The organism is Streptomyces sp. Tu 3180 (genome assembly GCF_009852415.1).
GTDB lineage: Bacteria > Actinomycetota > Actinomycetes > Streptomycetales > Streptomycetaceae > Streptomyces.
This window is the reverse complement of sequence record NZ_WOXS01000002.1, coordinates 5591867-5607328: the sequence shown is the minus strand read 5'-3', so window position 1 is coordinate 5607328 and position 15462 is coordinate 5591867. Positions and strand designations below refer to the sequence as shown.

10 protein-coding genes and 2 pseudogenes are annotated in these 15462 nt (G+C 63.6%); 3 read left to right on the top strand and 9 right to left on the bottom strand.

Features of this window, described 5'->3' with window-relative positions; translation table 11 throughout:
- Positions 1 to 107: 107 nt before the first annotated feature.
- Entirely contained in the window at positions 108 to 1292 is a 1185-nt protein-coding gene (locus tag GL259_RS26315) for an IS701 family transposase (protein ID WP_159528761.1), read from the bottom strand.
- Between the two features lie 94 nt (positions 1293 to 1386).
- Between GL259_RS26315 and GL259_RS26310 the strand changes: the two are divergent.
- Positions 1387 to 2198, top strand: a pseudogene (locus GL259_RS26310) (IS5 family transposase).
- Between the two features lie 265 nt (positions 2199 to 2463).
- A complete protein-coding gene (locus GL259_RS26305) occupies positions 2464 to 2973 on the top strand; it encodes a hypothetical protein (protein ID WP_159538988.1) in 510 nt (169 codons plus the stop codon).
- On the opposite strand, the gene GL259_RS26300 is transcribed toward GL259_RS26305, so the two are convergent.
- Positions 2912 to 3721, bottom strand: a complete 810-nt coding sequence (locus tag GL259_RS26300) for an IS5 family transposase (protein WP_159535791.1) — start codon at positions 3719 to 3721, stop codon at positions 2912 to 2914. The two genes, GL259_RS26305 and GL259_RS26300, sit on opposite strands and share 62 nt — an antisense overlap.
- A 596-nt stretch (positions 3722 to 4317) precedes the next feature.
- Between GL259_RS26300 and GL259_RS26295 the strand changes: the two genes are divergently transcribed.
- Positions 4318 to 5520, top strand: a complete 1203-nt coding sequence (locus GL259_RS26295; protein WP_159535790.1) for an IS110 family transposase — start codon at positions 4318 to 4320, stop codon at positions 5518 to 5520.
- A 216-nt stretch (positions 5521 to 5736) separates the two neighbouring features.
- Here GL259_RS26295 and GL259_RS26290 read toward each other — a convergent pair.
- The 7 genes and pseudogenes from GL259_RS26290 to GL259_RS26260 all read right to left on the bottom strand — a co-directional run.
- Positions 5737 to 5932: pseudogene (locus GL259_RS26290) on the bottom strand (IS5/IS1182 family transposase); the annotation flags it as partial.
- 206 nt (positions 5933 to 6138) lie between these two features.
- Positions 6139 to 7989 carry a DUF262 domain-containing protein gene (locus GL259_RS26285; protein ID WP_159535789.1) on the bottom strand — a complete coding sequence of 617 codons (1851 nt, stop codon included), beginning with the start codon at positions 7987 to 7989 and terminating at the stop codon, positions 6139 to 6141.
- A gap of 256 nt (positions 7990 to 8245) precedes the next feature.
- On the bottom strand, positions 8246 to 8713 hold the full coding sequence (locus tag GL259_RS26280; RefSeq protein WP_159535788.1) for a DNA phosphorothioation-associated protein 4: 468 nt from the start codon (positions 8711 to 8713) through the stop codon (positions 8246 to 8248).
- Positions 8713 to 10767 (bottom strand): AAA family ATPase, encoded by a 2055-nt coding sequence (locus tag GL259_RS26275; RefSeq protein ID WP_159535787.1) that lies wholly within the window; start codon positions 10765 to 10767, stop codon positions 8713 to 8715. Before GL259_RS26275 ends, GL259_RS26280 begins: the two co-directional genes overlap by 1 nt.
- Positions 10764 to 10928 (bottom strand): hypothetical protein, encoded by a 165-nt coding sequence (locus tag GL259_RS26270; protein WP_159535786.1) that lies wholly within the window; start codon positions 10926 to 10928, stop codon positions 10764 to 10766. The genes GL259_RS26275 and GL259_RS26270 overlap by 4 nt, the downstream gene beginning before the upstream one ends.
- Positions 10929 to 10955: 27 nt before the next feature.
- Entirely contained in the window at positions 10956 to 13100 is a 2145-nt protein-coding gene (locus GL259_RS26265) for a DNA phosphorothioation system restriction enzyme (RefSeq protein ID WP_159535785.1), read from the bottom strand.
- Entirely contained in the window at positions 13100 to 14977 is a 1878-nt protein-coding gene (locus GL259_RS26260; protein ID WP_159535784.1) for a histone-like nucleoid-structuring protein Lsr2, read from the bottom strand. The genes GL259_RS26265 and GL259_RS26260 overlap by 1 nt, the downstream gene beginning before the upstream one ends.
- Positions 14978 to 15462: the final 485 nt, after the last annotated feature.

Genomic DNA, 15462 nt, shown 5'->3' with positions numbered 1-15462 from the left:
TCGCTTGTAGTGACTGACGCGGGCTTGGTGCTGGCGTCGTCGTCGCCAGGTCGACCAGTGCAGGATGTGATCGACCGGGGTGGGCCGGCGATTGGTGAGGCGGGTGATCAGGCGTCGGATCTCGGCGAGGCTGAGGTGGATGAGCTGGGAGGATCCGTTTCTGCTTTCTCCGCATCCAGCTGGCGGGCGCGCAGGACGGTCAGGCAGGCGTGGGCGGCCATGGCCAGGGTCATGTGGCGGTGCCAGCCGGGATAACGGCGGACCTGGTAGTCGTCCAGGCCGCACTCCTGCTTCGCGCTCTGGAAGCACTCCTCGATCGCCCAGCGGCTGCCCGCGATGCGGATCAGCTCGTCCAGGGTCGTGCCGGCCGGGCAGTAGGCGATGTAGTAGGAGATCTCCTCGGGGCGGCTGACGCTGCGGCGGGCCAGCACCCAGTGCCGGCGGTCCTCGCGGTGCCAGGGCCTCACCTCGACGCGGGCCCAGTCGTAGATCCGCCGGCCGTGGGCGCCCTCGCCGCAGGAACGGCGCTTCCACTTCTGCCGCGGCAGGCCGGGAAACAACTCGTGGACGGAGTGATCGATGGACCACCGGGTGACGACGGTGTCGTGGCGGGTGGTGGCCATGACGTGGAAGACGTCCGCCTGCTCCAGCTCGGAGCGCCAGCCCTTGGAGAAGCCGTAGGCGGCGTCCGCGGTCACCCACCGGAACGGGATGCGATCGGCGATCGCGCGGCGGACCATCGCCTTGGCCATGGCCACCTTGGTGGCGAAGGCCACCTCGTCGCCGATGCCGGCCCGCCGGCACCGTTCCCGGTCCTCCGTCCAGGACGTGGGCAGATACAACCGGCGGTCGATCAACGTCCTGCCGCGAGCGGTCGCATAGCCGAGGAAGACGCCGACCTGGCAGTTCTCCGTCCGCCCGGCCGCGCCGGAGTACTGCCGCTGGACCCCGGCCGAGCGCGTCCCCTTCTTCAGGAAGCCGGTGTCGTCCACGATCAGCACCGCGTCCTGGTCGCCGAGATGCTCGACGACGTAGTCCCGCACGTCGTCGAGGACCTCATCGGCGTCCCACTCGATCCGGTTCAGCATCCGCTGGATACGGTCCGGACCCTCATGACCGGCCTCCTCCGCCAGCGTCCAGCCGTTCTTGCGCTGCAGCGGAGCGATCAGCCCCCGCATATAGGCCAGCGCCGACTCCCGCGGCTCCGACCTGCTGAACCGGTGCACGAACCGCTCATGCAGAGCATCCAGCTCACCTGCCCACAACCTGACATCAGCAAGGTCCCCACCCATAACCACACCAACGACCCACCTGGCCAACAGTCACGGCAAGCACCGTTGCAGTACTAGGGAGTGTCTTTCCGATCATCCGATCGTTGGACTGATCGTGAGGGATGGGGAGATATCTGAGGCCGCGTGGGTGGTGATCGAGCCGTTACTGCCGCCGGCGGGCCGTGCCCGGGGCAGGTGGCGCGATCACCGCCAGGTGCTGGAAGGCATCGTGTTCAAGTTCCGCACCGGTGTGCCCTGGAGGGACCTGCCCGAGCGGTTCGGACCCTGGCAGACCGTTCACGGGCGCTTCGCCCGCTGGGCCGCCGACGGCACCTTCGACAGGCTCCTGGCTGCGGCCCAGGGCCAGGCCGAGGTGGACTGGTTGGTCGCACTGGACTCCACGATCGTGCGGGCCCACCAGCACACCGCCGCCAAAGGGGGCTCGAGGAACGAGGACTCGGACGCTCCCGCGGCGGGCTGACCAGCAAAATCCACCTCGCCTGCGACGGACGGGGACGGCCGCTGGCCTTTGTCGTCACGGCCGGCACCCGCAACGACTGCACCCAGGCCGAGGCCGTCATCGACGCCATCCGCGTTGCCGGGCCCGGGCCGGGACGCCCCCGTCGACGGCCCGAACGAGTCGTGGCCGACAAGGGCTACTCAGCCCGCACCTTCCGCGCCTACCTGCGCAGACGAGGAATCAAAGCGACCATCCCCGAGCGCGTCGACCAACTCGCAGGCCGGGCACGACGCCGCGAACGGCCCTGCGGCTTCGACAGGGCCGTCCACCGGCGTCGTAACGTCGTCGAACGCTGCTTCCACCGCCTCAAGCAGTGGCGCGGCATCGCCACCCGCTACGACAAACAACCCGGCCGCTACCGCGCCGCGATCACCCTGGCCAGCACACTCATCTGGCTCGACACATGATCGGCAAGACGTTCCCTAGGCATGCCGCCTGGGGCCTCCGCCTTGACCGCTTCCCCAAACACCGAGCCCACGCCGAGATATGGTGGGCTACGTGAGCGACTACTGGGGCTGCCCAGAGTGTGGGAACTTGACCCTCCGTCTTGAGAGGTCGTTCTCTATCCGAACCTCACGTGCGGTTTCCGCTGGTCCGGCATGAGCTGAGGGCTGTCGCGGAAGTCTCGGTCTGTTGCTGGCCGAGACGTCGTGGGGGTGGCGGATGCCGTCGATGCGAGCGGTTTTGGAAGCGCGGCAGAAGGCCGTGGCGGTGCGGGTGGAGGAAATCGAAGCCGAACTGGAGCGGGTGCGGGCGGCTCTGACGGAGGCAGAGGAGACGCTCCGGTGCCGGGTGATCGGCCTGGAGCAGTATCTGGAGGCGCTGGCCGAGGCGGATGCGCCCGCCGTGGCGGCCGACGGGATGGTGCGGAAGGAGCCGGTGGGGCCGCGCCGGGCGGTGCCGCACCGCCAGGACGCGGTCGGCACCGAGGTGCTGTCGGTGGACTACCAGGCGTTGATGGCCGCCGCCGGGGAGGCGGGAGGAGACGGGCTGGGGGCCCGGCGGGCGGCGGTGGTGCTGGGCTGGGACAGCGCGTTGGCCTCGCGCGTCGAAGGCGCCAGGGCCCGGCTGAAGCGGCTGGTGGAACGGGGCTGGCTGGTGGAGGACAAGCCGGGCCGCTTCACGCCGCCCGCGCCGGAGCCGGACGCTGCCGGTGCCGGGCGGCCAGGCGGCGGCTCATGAGCATGGTCATCGACCACAGGACGACGGCCTCGCTGGTGTCGGTGCGCCGTTCGTAGTCGCGGACCAGGCGCCGGCTGCGCAGGAGCCAGGCGAAGGATCTTTCCACCACCCAGCGGCGGGGCAGGACCTGGAAACCCTGGAGGTCGTCGCTGCGGCGGACGATGTCGAGGACGACTCCGAGGTGCTGGTCGGTCCAGTCGGTGAGGTGGCCGGTGTAGCCGCCGTCGGCCCAGACCCGTGCCAGCCGCCGAAAGTGGCTTTTCGCCGCGGGCAGCAGGAGACGGGCGGCGTCCCGGTCGGTGGTGGAGGCCGGCGTGACCAGCACCGCGAGCAGCAGGCCGAGGGTGTCGGTGAGCAGGTGCCGCTTGCGCCCGTTGATCCTCTTCCCGGCGTCGAACCCCCGCGAGACATGAGGGACGGTGGCGTCCGCCTTCACCGACTGCGAGTCCACCACGCCCGCACTCGGTTCCTCCCTGCGGCCCTCCGAGCGGCGGATGACCCCGCGCAGCCGGTCGTGCAGCTCGGCCACCAGCCCTGCATCCCGCCAGCGGGCGAAGAAGGCATACACCCGCGGCCAGGGTGGGAAGTCGGCGGGCATGGCCCGCCACTTGATGCCGTTGTCCACGAGGTAGCGCACCGCATCGACCATCTGCCGGTGGCAGTAGCCCTCCGGCCGGCCGCCCCGGCCCGTCAACCACGACGGCACCGGCAGCAGCTCCCGCACCAGGGCCCACTCCGTGTCGCTCATGTCCGAGGCATACCGGGGCCGACGCTCCGGCCGGTCGGCCGCGTTCCCGAACCGATGGGCGAGACAGTCACACCCAGGAGTGGACGGACTGGACCCGGCGACCACGACCACGCAACACTTCGACACCAGGGCCTCTTGCCTCTCGCTGGACTCGACAACCGCGAGCTACCAAGAGGCCCTTCTTCCATGCGCCTGCACCGGCCAACTCACCCGAATCAGGACCTCGTTCGAACCTGATCGACTCCACGAACGGATAGAGAACAGCCAGTGAGGCAGCCACTTTGGCGCGAGCCTCGAAGATCACGGCCCCAACGTCGTGCTTCACCGGGCAGGTCCACAGACTGCCCGACGCGCCGGAAGCTTACGGGACCATGATCACTCGCGCCAAAGCAGCTCCGTAAGTTGTTCGGTGGCCCGGGAGGGCCGGATGTGGCTTCAAAGCAGCTTGCCGACCGTGGCTCGGCTGGAGTGGCCGTCCGGCCCTTCGGGGCGCCCTGGTCGCTGATTGAAATACGCGGAACGCGTCGCTGTTTACGGAGCTGACGACGGGGTGTCCTACGGGCCGACGGAAAGCAACTCGGCTGCGGGAGGGACGCGTGAGCGAACGACGGGCCCGGATATGGGTTGGTATCGACGCGGGCAAGGCCCATCACTGGGCCGCGGTGGTCGACGAGACCGGCGCGACTCTCTGGTCGGAGAAGATCGAAAATGACGAGTCGGCGATCCTGACCGCACTCGGCGGGATCCTGGACCTGGCCGAAGAGGTGCACTGGGCGGTGGACATCTCCAGCAGGTCCTCCGCACTGCTGCTGGCGCTGCTGGCAGCCCACGGGCAGCAGCCTGTCTACGTGCCCGGCCGGACGGTCAACCGCATGGCCGGCGCCTACCGGGGCGAGGCCAAGACGGATGCCCGCGACGCCTATGTCATCGCCGAAACCGCCCGCCACCGCCGGGACTTCGCCACCATCGGCGTCCCCGCACAGCTGGCCGCCGACCTCGCGCTCCTGACCGCTCACCGCACCGACCTGGTCACCGACCGAGTGCGAACGGTCAACCGGCTCCGCGACGTGCTCACCGGCATGTTCCCCGCCCTGGAGCGAGCCTTCGACTACTCGGCCCGCAAGGGCGCACTGGTGCTGCTGACCGGCTACCAGACCCCGGCCGCCCTGCGCCGGCGCGGCCTGGCCCGCCTGACCTCCTGGCTGGCCAATCGAGGGGTTCGCGACGCGGGCAGCGTGGCCGCCACGGCCATGGAAGCCGCCCAGGCCCAGCAGACCGCCCTGCCCGGCGAAGACGCCGCCGCACAGATCGTCGCCGACCTGGCCACGCAGATCCTGGCCCTGGACGACCGACTCAAGCGCCTCGACCGGCAGATCCGTGACGCCTTCCGCACCCACGCACAAGCCGAGATCATCGAGTCGCTGCCCGGCATGGGCCCCATCCTCGGAGCCGAGTTCATCGTCGCCGCGGGCGACATGACCGCCCACACCGACGCAGGCTACCTCGCCTCAGCCGCCGGACTGGTCCCCGTCCCACGCGACTCCGGCCGCCGCACCGGCAACCTGCACCGCCCCAAGCGATACAGCCGCCGCCTGCGCAGAGTCTTCTACCTCTCCGCGCAGACCAGCATCATCCGCGACGGCCCCAACCGGGACTACTACCTCAAGAAACGCGGCGAGGGCTGCAAACACGTCCAAGCCGTCATCGCCCTCGCACGACGCCGCACCAGTGTGTTGTGGGCCCTCCTGCGCGACGACCGGGCCTTCACCCCCACACCGCCCATCGCGCAGACGGCCTGAGCAAGGCCACAGAGCCGGCAGCGTGGCTGAGGCCGGTGGGGCTGCAGCGAGACACACGCGCACCTGATCGGTCGGCATGCCCGCCGTCGTGGCTGACTTTCGTCGGCTGAGGCACAGACGATCTCCGGGACGAGGTGCCGTCCTCACGGGTGGAGGGCGACCGCAGCCTTGACTCGGTCATTGAAACTCCAGCCCAAAGCCGCTACGCCGACCTTGAGCAGTACCGACGGATATCCCGAAGCCGACTGCGCGTGCAAGGGTGTCGTGCCGGCGCAGGTGCACCAGCGCGACCAGCGCATGCTGGTCCGGCGGAAACCTTGCCTCGGCAGCCACCGTCACGGGCGACGCTAAGCATCGTGACCCACTCGACCAAGGCGTGCGGGCGGTCGAGTGCGGCAGAATAGGTAACCACTGAGGCTCCTGTGCCGGTCAGTTGGGTCTTGAACATCTCCCCTAAAGGGCACGGGAGCCTCGTGCGTGGCGGTCCCTCGCTCACAGTATCAAGGTCACCCGCTCAGTGGCGCACTGAAAATACTCACTGCTCCGCCACCGTATCCCCTATCAGTGCCTACAGCGCTACTGCCGACTAGGCACAGATCGAAGAGAATAGAGTCCCGGTCAGAGAAGTCGGAAGACTTTGCACGCGTCCGCCTGTAGGTCATGCAGGCGCTCTTTGTATTCAGTTTCTGTCCACTGTGAAAACTTGATCATACTGCGAGTCAAGCCCACCTGACTCTGCGCATAGTACTGCTTGCACTTCACTGAGAATGATTTGTTTCCCGCATCGGAGTTTTCACGGGGCCCAAAGAATGTCAGGTTCCCCAGTCGGTTCAGGAGCTCGCGCATCTCGGGCTGCTCATCGCCCGGGAGTGGGTTCTGAGGGTAGATGTGCTCGATCGTCACCTGTTGAAGGTCGAAGACGGACATCATGTTCGGCTTAGGCTGACCCGGGGCGCCTTTTTCTAGCCATTCACGATGATCTTCAAGGGTGGTGAGGAATTCACGCAGGTTAGCTTTTTGTGCGCTCCCTCGATCGTATCGCAGATGATTGTCCAGACTGACTTTAAAATGCTCGTCGGACGCCGACTTGTCGAGAAGCCCTTGCAGCTTGATCCGAAGGTCATTCCACCGCACCTCTTTGCCAGCCGCAGTCGCTTCTCGAATCCGCTTCGCTTCGGCGTAATAGATTGCTTGAGCGGGACTTGCGTGTCCACTGCACACATTTTTGTAGCGGAAGGCGAAAATTTCAAGCATGAAAACAAGCTCTGCGAATCTCTTCTCTGTCGCACACTGCGATGCGGCTAGCAACAGAGGAAGGGCCAATTCATGCTTCAGTGTCCGCACCAGGCGGGCAAGTCGATCTTTCTGCCATGCAGAGGCTTCCGGCGTAAAACCGGGAACAACAGCAGTTTCAAAAGGCCACTCGCCTTCGGCGATCTTGAGATAAGTATCCTTCTCTTTGAGGAAGGACGAGATCTGCTGAGATACGCGGGAGGGGGCGGTAGGGGGTTTTTGGGGAAAGTAAGCGTCACAGAGCTTCTGAAAGAGTGGAGTACCAGCGCGCGTACCGGTCGTCGACGGATAATAAGCCTTCAGGAAGGAACTGACCTTTGCGGCGGGAGTCTTCAGCAATTCATCCCACGTCGCTGCCGCCACTCGCTGCTCATGCGGATGCTGCTCAAGCTGCTCAAGCGTGTAACTGCGCAGTAGATCGGCGTCCTCCAAAGAGCGCCCTCGATCGTTGAGGACGCTAAAAAGCTGATACGCTCTTTCTCGGTCCAGGCAGACGATCTGAATGACATGCGACTGAACAGTCAGGGCATGACGGAGACGGTCCAGTGCTTCTACCTTTTCCATCCAAGAAGGAGCAGCCTCAACGATGGGCTTAATCAACTTGCCCTGGAGAGCTTTCTGCGCAGCAATCAGAAGCTCATGGCTCTCCCGAGAGGCGGTGACATCCCGGCCCTTAAGCAGATCTTGGAAAATTTTGTTGTCAGCCGTGGAAAGCTTCAGCCGAGGACGTTCCTCAACTCGCCCTTCAGTGACGTTGAAGTGTTTCCAGTAGATGAAGCGACTGCGCATGTCCTCAGAGAGAATGCTTGCAGAATTGGCAGCTCGGTCATCACCTGCGCGCCGAGCCTTCTCTGAAACATCCTCTGCTGCAGCAGCAATTTCTGACAACGTCAGAACAAAGGTAGTTAGGCGCTGCTGGCCATCGACAATCTGGTAGGTATGGGGCCTCGATTGGGAGTGATCCGTGTGCTCGATACACACAAAACCGCCGAAGAAGTGGCCGCGCTGGCTGCTGGTGTCTGCCAGGAGCTCTTTAACGTCCGTGATGAAAGCTGACGTCTGCTCATCCCAGGCGTATGCCCGCTGATACACGGGGACCCAGAAAGGGTGATGCTCCTCCAGGAGCGCTCCCATGCCCACGCTGCGGGGGGAGACAGATGCAGCACCGAACGTCATGGAGCCTCTTTCAGGTGATGAGGGACTCGACACCTCTCATGTGACCCCGATGTCCGGGAAGTTGGGTCGCGCCCCCTACGCGTCTATGACTGGAAGTCAGATTAGTCGAGAGACGGGGCAGGTGGCCAGAGAGATGCTCAAGCATCTGCGCGGACGCGCGGGGACATCACTGACACCGTGAGACAGAGGGCGGCTCGGCTAGCAGTACGCGCCTGGCACAGCAGCGGCCTCGCTGTGTCAGGCGCCGATGTGGTTGCTACCAGTCTAGATCTGCGGCTTGCATTAGTGCGGAGACGTCGTTCTGCCGCTCGTCGGGTTCGGTGAGAGCATCCATGACTAGGGTGCTGATGATGGAGACGTAGTCGTGCCCACCGGTGGCGTTGACCTCGCCTTGTATATAGTTCAGTCCGCCGTTGGCGTACTCCTCAAAGATTTCAACCCGGTCGGGCTGGCGCTCGTCGGCGAGGATCTTCGGATCGTTGGGCTCCTCGGCCACTGCGATCATGTCGATGAGTACATCGCCGTACTGGCGGCCTTCGATCAGCGCCAGGCGAATGGGCTCGCCAGCTTTATCGAAGGGCTCTCGCTTGCCCTTGTTGCGGCCTAGCACGGCCGCGAACATGAGCACGTCCACCATCGCGTTGAAAGGGCCCTCTTTGCCGGCCAGCGCCGAGATAAGGTCCTCATGGGCGGCTGGCCTGCGGAAACGATCTTCGTATGCCATCAGAAGGCCACCTCTTCCAAGATGGTGTGCTCGAAATCGCCGTGCGTGACGTAGGCGACGGCCCGGTTGTTGATCTCGATCGTCTCTTGCGCGGCGTCCGTGTTGGGGGTAACCGTGCGCAGCACGTACATGCGAGTGGCCGCTCCTTGAAGGTTGTCCATCACCTTGCCACTCGCCTGGGAGTTGGAAAGCAGGGTAACGATCTGCGAGGTGAGCTTCGGCAGTGCTTGGGAGATTTCTTCTTGATAGGTGAAGTCCAGGCTGCCGAAGGGGGCATCCATGACGACGGGGTAGATGCCTCCTTCGCCGATGATGTCTTCGCTGTCTTTGGCCTTGCGCTGGTGGATCTGCTTGGCGATCTCCGAGACTGCGCCGACGAAGGACAAGCCCAGGACCTGGTTTTCGCCCGTGCTGCGGATAGCGATGCCGGCGGGTGACTTCAGCAACAGTTCAAAGGAGTCTGTTAGTTCGGGCTCGTAGGACTTGATGAAGATCCTTGAGAAGACCTCCTTGAGCTTCGCATCGAGCTGTTCGCGGACCTCTTCGGTCTTCAGTTCCAGTGCCTCGCGGAAGGTGTCCAGTACCTCGTTGACGAGATTGACCTGTCGCTGCACCTTTCGGGACGCTTCGTCCGCTGCCTGCGCGGACCTGAAGAGTCTCTTCATCTTGTCGATCTCGGCTTCGAACTCGACCCGGCGCTCTTCCAGCCGGCGGTGCTCGGCCAGTCCGTCGATGCGTTTTTCGTCGTACTCCTTGCGTCGCTGCTCGAGGCGCTGTACGTCTTCGATGTTGACGCCCTGCAGCTGGCGGTCGATCTCGCTCTTCTCTTCCTCCAGGCTCTTGATCTCGTCCTGGCAGTTCTGGATCTCGAATGTGGCCTGTCGCAAGTCGTCTAGGAGCTTTTGGCGTGCCTCGCCGAGGTGTTTCATCTGCCCACTGACATACATCCAGCGGGCTTCCACATCGGCAAGACCGGCGTTGTAGCGGCGCTTGTCCAGCTCTTGATATGCCGCGCTCCCCTGGGGAACGGGCGTTCCGCACATGCACTTGCCTTCGTCGAGGAGGCCCTCGATGAAGTCCCGTTGGATGCCGGCAGGCAGTTGGCGGCGCTCGCGCATGGCTTCTGCCAACCCGATCACCGTTTCGTCGATGTGCGACGTGAAGGCGAGAAAGCCCCCCTTGGAGAGGATCTCACGCTTGCGTGCGTACCGGTCCTGTAGCTGCCCCCCCATCTCGTTGATTTTCCATTCGAGCTTCTTGCGAGCGTTTTGCAGAGGCTTGGACTCCGAGTGGCTACGCAGCGCTCGTTCCATCTCCCGGACTTCCCTCTCGTAGCTGCTAATGTCGCGGGAGACTTTCTGCGCACGCCGGGTGGCGTCGTCACGCTGCTGTTCGAGGCTTTCCTGTTGATCGCGCAGCTGCTGGAGGCGACTGTCGCCGCCCTTGTCGATCTCTTTTGCGAGGCGTCGTGCGGCTGCGGGAAGGTGCTCGGTGATCGCCCGCTCCATTGGTTCAAGATCCATCAAGGTCTTGATGGCGCGTTTGACCTCGTCGTTGTTCTCCTCGCCGGTGAACATCTTCTCCATGCGCTCACCGTTGAAGAAGAAGAAGCGACGGAGGCCTTCGGGAAGGATCTTTTCGATGCGATCCTGACCGTTGGCTACGGGCTTGCTCTCGCCGTTTTTGATCTCGTTGAGGGTGAGCTTGGCTGCGACGGCTATCTGCTCGTCAGTGTTCTTGACGGTGGCCACCTCACGCAGCGCAGTGAAGATCACCCCTGCGTGTTCGAATTTCAGTTCCACCGACGCGCTGACGGGCGTGCCGTGCGGGGTCTCCGCCCATTTGTGGTCATGGATGACGCGGTGCTGCTGCTCGACGTCGGCGGAGAACTTGCCGTACAACGCCCAGGCGAAGGCATTGAGGAGGGTGGTCTTGCCTGCACCGTTGTTGCCGAAGATCAGCACCGCCGGCTTGGAGTCGTCGACGGCGAGATCCAGCGTCTGGCGGCCGTAGAACGCACGAAAGTTGTCCAGGGTCAGCCTCAGCAGCTTCACTTGATCAGTCCCTTCACGGCCGCCACGATCTCGTTGACCACGGTGGTTGAACTTCTGATGTGCAAGTTCTCACGCTCCAACTCGATGACGCGTCTGGCAAGTTTGACGCCCTCAGGCGACAGCTGACTCAGCACATCCTGCGCAGTCTTCTTCTTGCTCACGTCTACTCCGTTTGGTGATGCCGTGGATCAGGTGTCGAGCAGGCCATATCGCAGGCGTAGTGGACGAAGGAGGTCGAGGGTCTCGGCTTCGTTGTCCGCCAGTTGTGCGAACTCCGTCACGCGGGCCAGCTCGCGAGCCACCATGCTGCGTTCGGTGCGGTCCTGCAGGTCGGGCATATTAGGCGGGGGGACCACGATGAAGTCGACGATGTCGGCCGTGGTCTTGCCCGGTGCCTGTCGCAGCACTCGGCCGCGGCGTTGAATGAACTGCCGGGGGTTGGAGGAGCTGGCCAGCAGGTATGCGGTACGGGCGGCGGGCACGTCGACGCCTTCGTCCAGGCAGCGCATAGAGGCGATCACTTGCAGCTTGCGGTCGGCGAAGCGCTGCAGGACCTGCTGACGTTCGGGGCGTTTGGTCTCGGCGGTGTAGCGAGCGGCGGGCATATGCAGTTGATTGCCGACGAGGTCGAGTACTTGATCAATCTGCGCTGGTTCCGGCGCGGCGCCGTCTTCGTACGACAGGGGGTGCTGTCCTTCTGCGCAGTACAGCAGCTGATACCACTCCTCGCTGCGTTGGCTGATCTCCCGTCGCAGCGCTGGGAGTTTCGCGCGGGCGTGGCCGAGGAGGTTGGCTCGTTTGCGCAGCAGGTGGCCCAGGGGGCTGTTCTCGTCGGCTTGTTCGGAGAACTGTTGCATCGCGAACAGCCTGCCGATCTTTTCGGTGATCTCTATGTAGAGGTCAGTCTCGTCGGCATCCAGTTCCACGATCACGGGCTTATAGGTGTAGCGGCACAGTGCTCCTGCTTTGATGGCGTCACCGAGGCCCAGCTCGAAGACCACCGGGCCGAAGTAGTCGGTGAGTGCGGTGGTGCCTTCGTCGTCGAACCAGCGTTCCGGGGTGGCCGACAGTCCGAGGCGAAACTGTGCGCTGTCGGGCAGCTTGGAGCGGATGTGCCGGGCCCCGAGGTTATGTGCCTCGTCGGCGATGAGGAGGAGCTGGCCGCGGTAGCGCTGGAGGATGCTTTGGAAGGCGGTCTCGCCGAAGGTCTTGTTCGTGGTGATGATGACGCCGCCGCGGGTGGTGTGCAGCGCCAGCGAATCCAACATTTGGGAGGCGCGGGGGAACCATGAGGCGGTCGACTCGTAGGCGCGTAGGGGGTGCACGCCGAACCACTCGATGTCTTTCCCCCACTGGTCGACCAGGTGCTGGTAGGGGGCGATCACGACGGTGAGCAGTGGTTCGCCGGCCTTGCGGAGCATCTTGGTCACTTGGGCAGCGGCGGACAGGGCGGTGAGGGTCTTGCCGGTGCCGGTTGCCATGCGCAGGATGCCGCGGCCCTGCTGGGCAAACCACTGGGCGACGGCCCTCTTCTGGTAGTCGCGCACTTGCAGCTGCGGAGGGATGGTCAGCATACCGGTGCGGTCTTCGCGGATGACAGTGATCGGTGCGCCGGACGGGGGGATCACTGTGTCGTCGTTGGGGTCAGGTGCAGCGCAGCTGCTGCGCTCGATGATCTGCTTGGCGGCGTCGGTGAAGGGCATCACACGAAGCAGGGGGGTCTTGTCATGCCACAGGTCGTCGAAGTCTTTGCTGATACGCAAAGCCCGTTCGCGGTCTCGCTCCTCCCAGCTACGGAACACCTCGATGGACTCGAAGTTCCCCACCAGGCCCGACAGCGTCTCATTCGCGCTGCCCTTGAACGCGACGAGGTCGTGGTCATCGCGGAAGACGCCGATCTTTTCGTGATACATGCCGACCCGGCTGCCGGCCGTGACGTAGGCGAGCTTCATGTCCAGTCGCCCCTCGGCGATGAGCGCGCCGAGCTTGCCAAGTCCGCGCACCGCCCTGACGTCTTCCGTCGCACGCTCCAGGTCGCGTAGGGCAGCCTTCTCCATGACGGCGCGGAGCTCGTAGCCCGCTTCGATCTCGGCGATGTCTTCGGCGAGGAGATAGGGCGAGGCCACGATGCGCATCGTCCCGGCGCGCCGAGTGAATTCTTCTATGCCCTCGCCGATGACGGCCAGGACAGAGGCCGTGAAATAGCCGACAGCACGATCGTAGGCGGTCGATGCCCGCAGAGCCGGTACGTAGAACTCATCGACAACGTTGCCGCGGTCGCTACGGTACTCTCCCCCAAGACCGGCATCCCGGAGAGCCTCAAGAGCGTGCACTAGAAGTCCAATCCGAGATCCCGGGCGAGCTGAACACCCGCAGTGTTATCGGCGGGCTCGTCGGCCCGATGCGTGTCGCCTTGGCCCCTCCCGCTCTCAAGGTCGGTGAGGCGTTGCACTCGTCCCCCGCGAGCAGTGAAAGGTGCAGAGGAGATTACCTGTCGCAGGGTGGATTCTTTGATGGAAAAAGCTTGCGTCAATACCTTCACGAGCTCGGCACTTTCTATACTGCCGCCCGCCTTATCGACTTCTTCTTCCACTAGTTCACGCACGCTGGTGTAAGGGCGCAATTGCCATTCTGTCAGCGCCCAGGCGTCAATATCGCTGCGCGTGAAACGCAGGTCAGCGGCAATCTGCGCCTTCAAATACCGCTCATTTACGATGTCGCCCATGCGTGAGGCGAGTTCGCCGATTGAAAGCGGATGATCCGCTTCCTGGAGTACCTCCCGAGCGCGCTGCTTAAGTGTTTTCCAGACAGGGGCACCCGCGCTAGCCTGTGTAACTTCCTCTCTGTCTACAATCCAGCCGCTTTCCCCCAGGGTGGCGTTCAGGATGCGATGGACGATGTTCTGCGCCTGCGGCGGTAGTTCTTCTCCGAGCCGCAAGAGAGAACCGAATGTTATGCCCTGCTCATCGGGGTTCATCAGAGCAGCGAGCGTCGCGAACTCCTCGGCAAGCGCGCTATCCGGCGAGCCGGAGGGATCATCACGGGTGAGAGACAGTGGTGGCGCTTCTCGCGGGGAGGCAGCATGCGACGTGTCGCCGAGTGCCGCAGCATAGGCTTCTTGAACAACTCGCGAAATACGTCCACGCTCTCCTATGGCAAATCCGTTGCTGCGTGCCCATGCGCGAATAGCGATGGCATCTGCCTGGTCTGGTGTGCCACCAGCCGAAGAAGGCGACTCCGAATCCATGTCGTGATCGTGCATGCCCGACTGTGGCGCACCGTCGAGATTCTTCGCAGGCGGGCGATTGATTGGTGCCGGCTGGGCATCCTGTCGCGAAAGATCATCGAGTTCGGGGGTGGACATGCCACTGAAGTGCAGCTGACCCGATCGGGAAGAAATTCCGCAAAAATCGAGCCAGGAATCAATGTATGCTGCAACCCATCCCTGTTGACTCAATAGCCTCCGAGCAACGGGAAGCGCCATAACCTCATCCTCTTCAAAACTAAGGATGCTCAGAGTTTTTTGCACTTGCTCGCGCACAGAGGGGCGGCATATCCATTGTTCCTGCACTTCGACGTGACGCAGGGAGGACAGCAGCGACATAAAACTCACATCACTGCCCGGCAAAAAGCCGCCTAGCCACGGACGCCGGTGCTGGAGCTGCGCCAAAGGTGTCGGCGCATGGGTGACATGGTCGAAATCCGCCACGGCTGCCCGCAAAGCAGGGGATGTGGCCATGGCAGCGTTGAGGCGATGGGATAGCTCGTCACAGAGTTCCTGCAAGCGTTCCAAAGGCATGTGGTGCTGCATCGCCAGCGTGGACAATTCCTGGCGTTTTGGGGCACATCGCTGCAAGAGCAGGATGCTTTGTTCTTCGCTGTCCAGCTCACTGAACCACTGTGTTACCGCTACAGCGTGCAAGGTCTCGTCCGGCAGGGCGACCGCACGCATTACAGCACTCAAGAAGGTGGCCACCTCACCCCGTGTCAGGGGAAGGTGCAAACTGAGATGATGCGGTGTCATGCCCCGCAAATCATCTAGCTCAAGAATTCCGAACTCCGCCAATGCTGCAGTAGCACCGTTTTTCATATCGAGGTCTTCGATGACAGTGGTGGCATGCAAAGCCGGAAAGAGTATTGCGCAGTCTTCGTCCACGAGGTTCCCGCTCGACAGCAGAATACCGCTGAGCAGGTCAAAGACTTCTTCCATGGAAGCCCGTCTCATGGCCGTCTGCGCCGGACTTTCCTTACCCCACCACTGAGCAGGTCCCCCGAGTCGTTGAAGGTCGATAAGGTCTGGGGCGTTGAGATATTCGACCCACGGGAAAACATCAATCCACGTGTCAACATGCTCCGACGACTCCATTGAGGATGCTGACACTTTATGCTCCCACCATGGTTACTTCACTACCATATCGGATGTGTATTTCACCCGTACAGAAGGGCAGCGGCCCGAGAAGCCGGCCTTCATTGATGACCCAGCGGTATGTCTCGCGGCTTCGCATCCGGCAAACCCCCCGCCCCCGATAGTCCGTTACATCGCCGAGCCCCTCAACGGGGCAAGGGCCAGCCCCCGGTCGGCCCGAGTATGCGGGGTGGGTTGTCGCCTGCTTCGGGGCAACGGCGTAAGTGCGATGGAGGTCGACCGTACTTGCCGCACCTCCCCATCATGTGCCGGCCGCGTTCGAAGCTGGG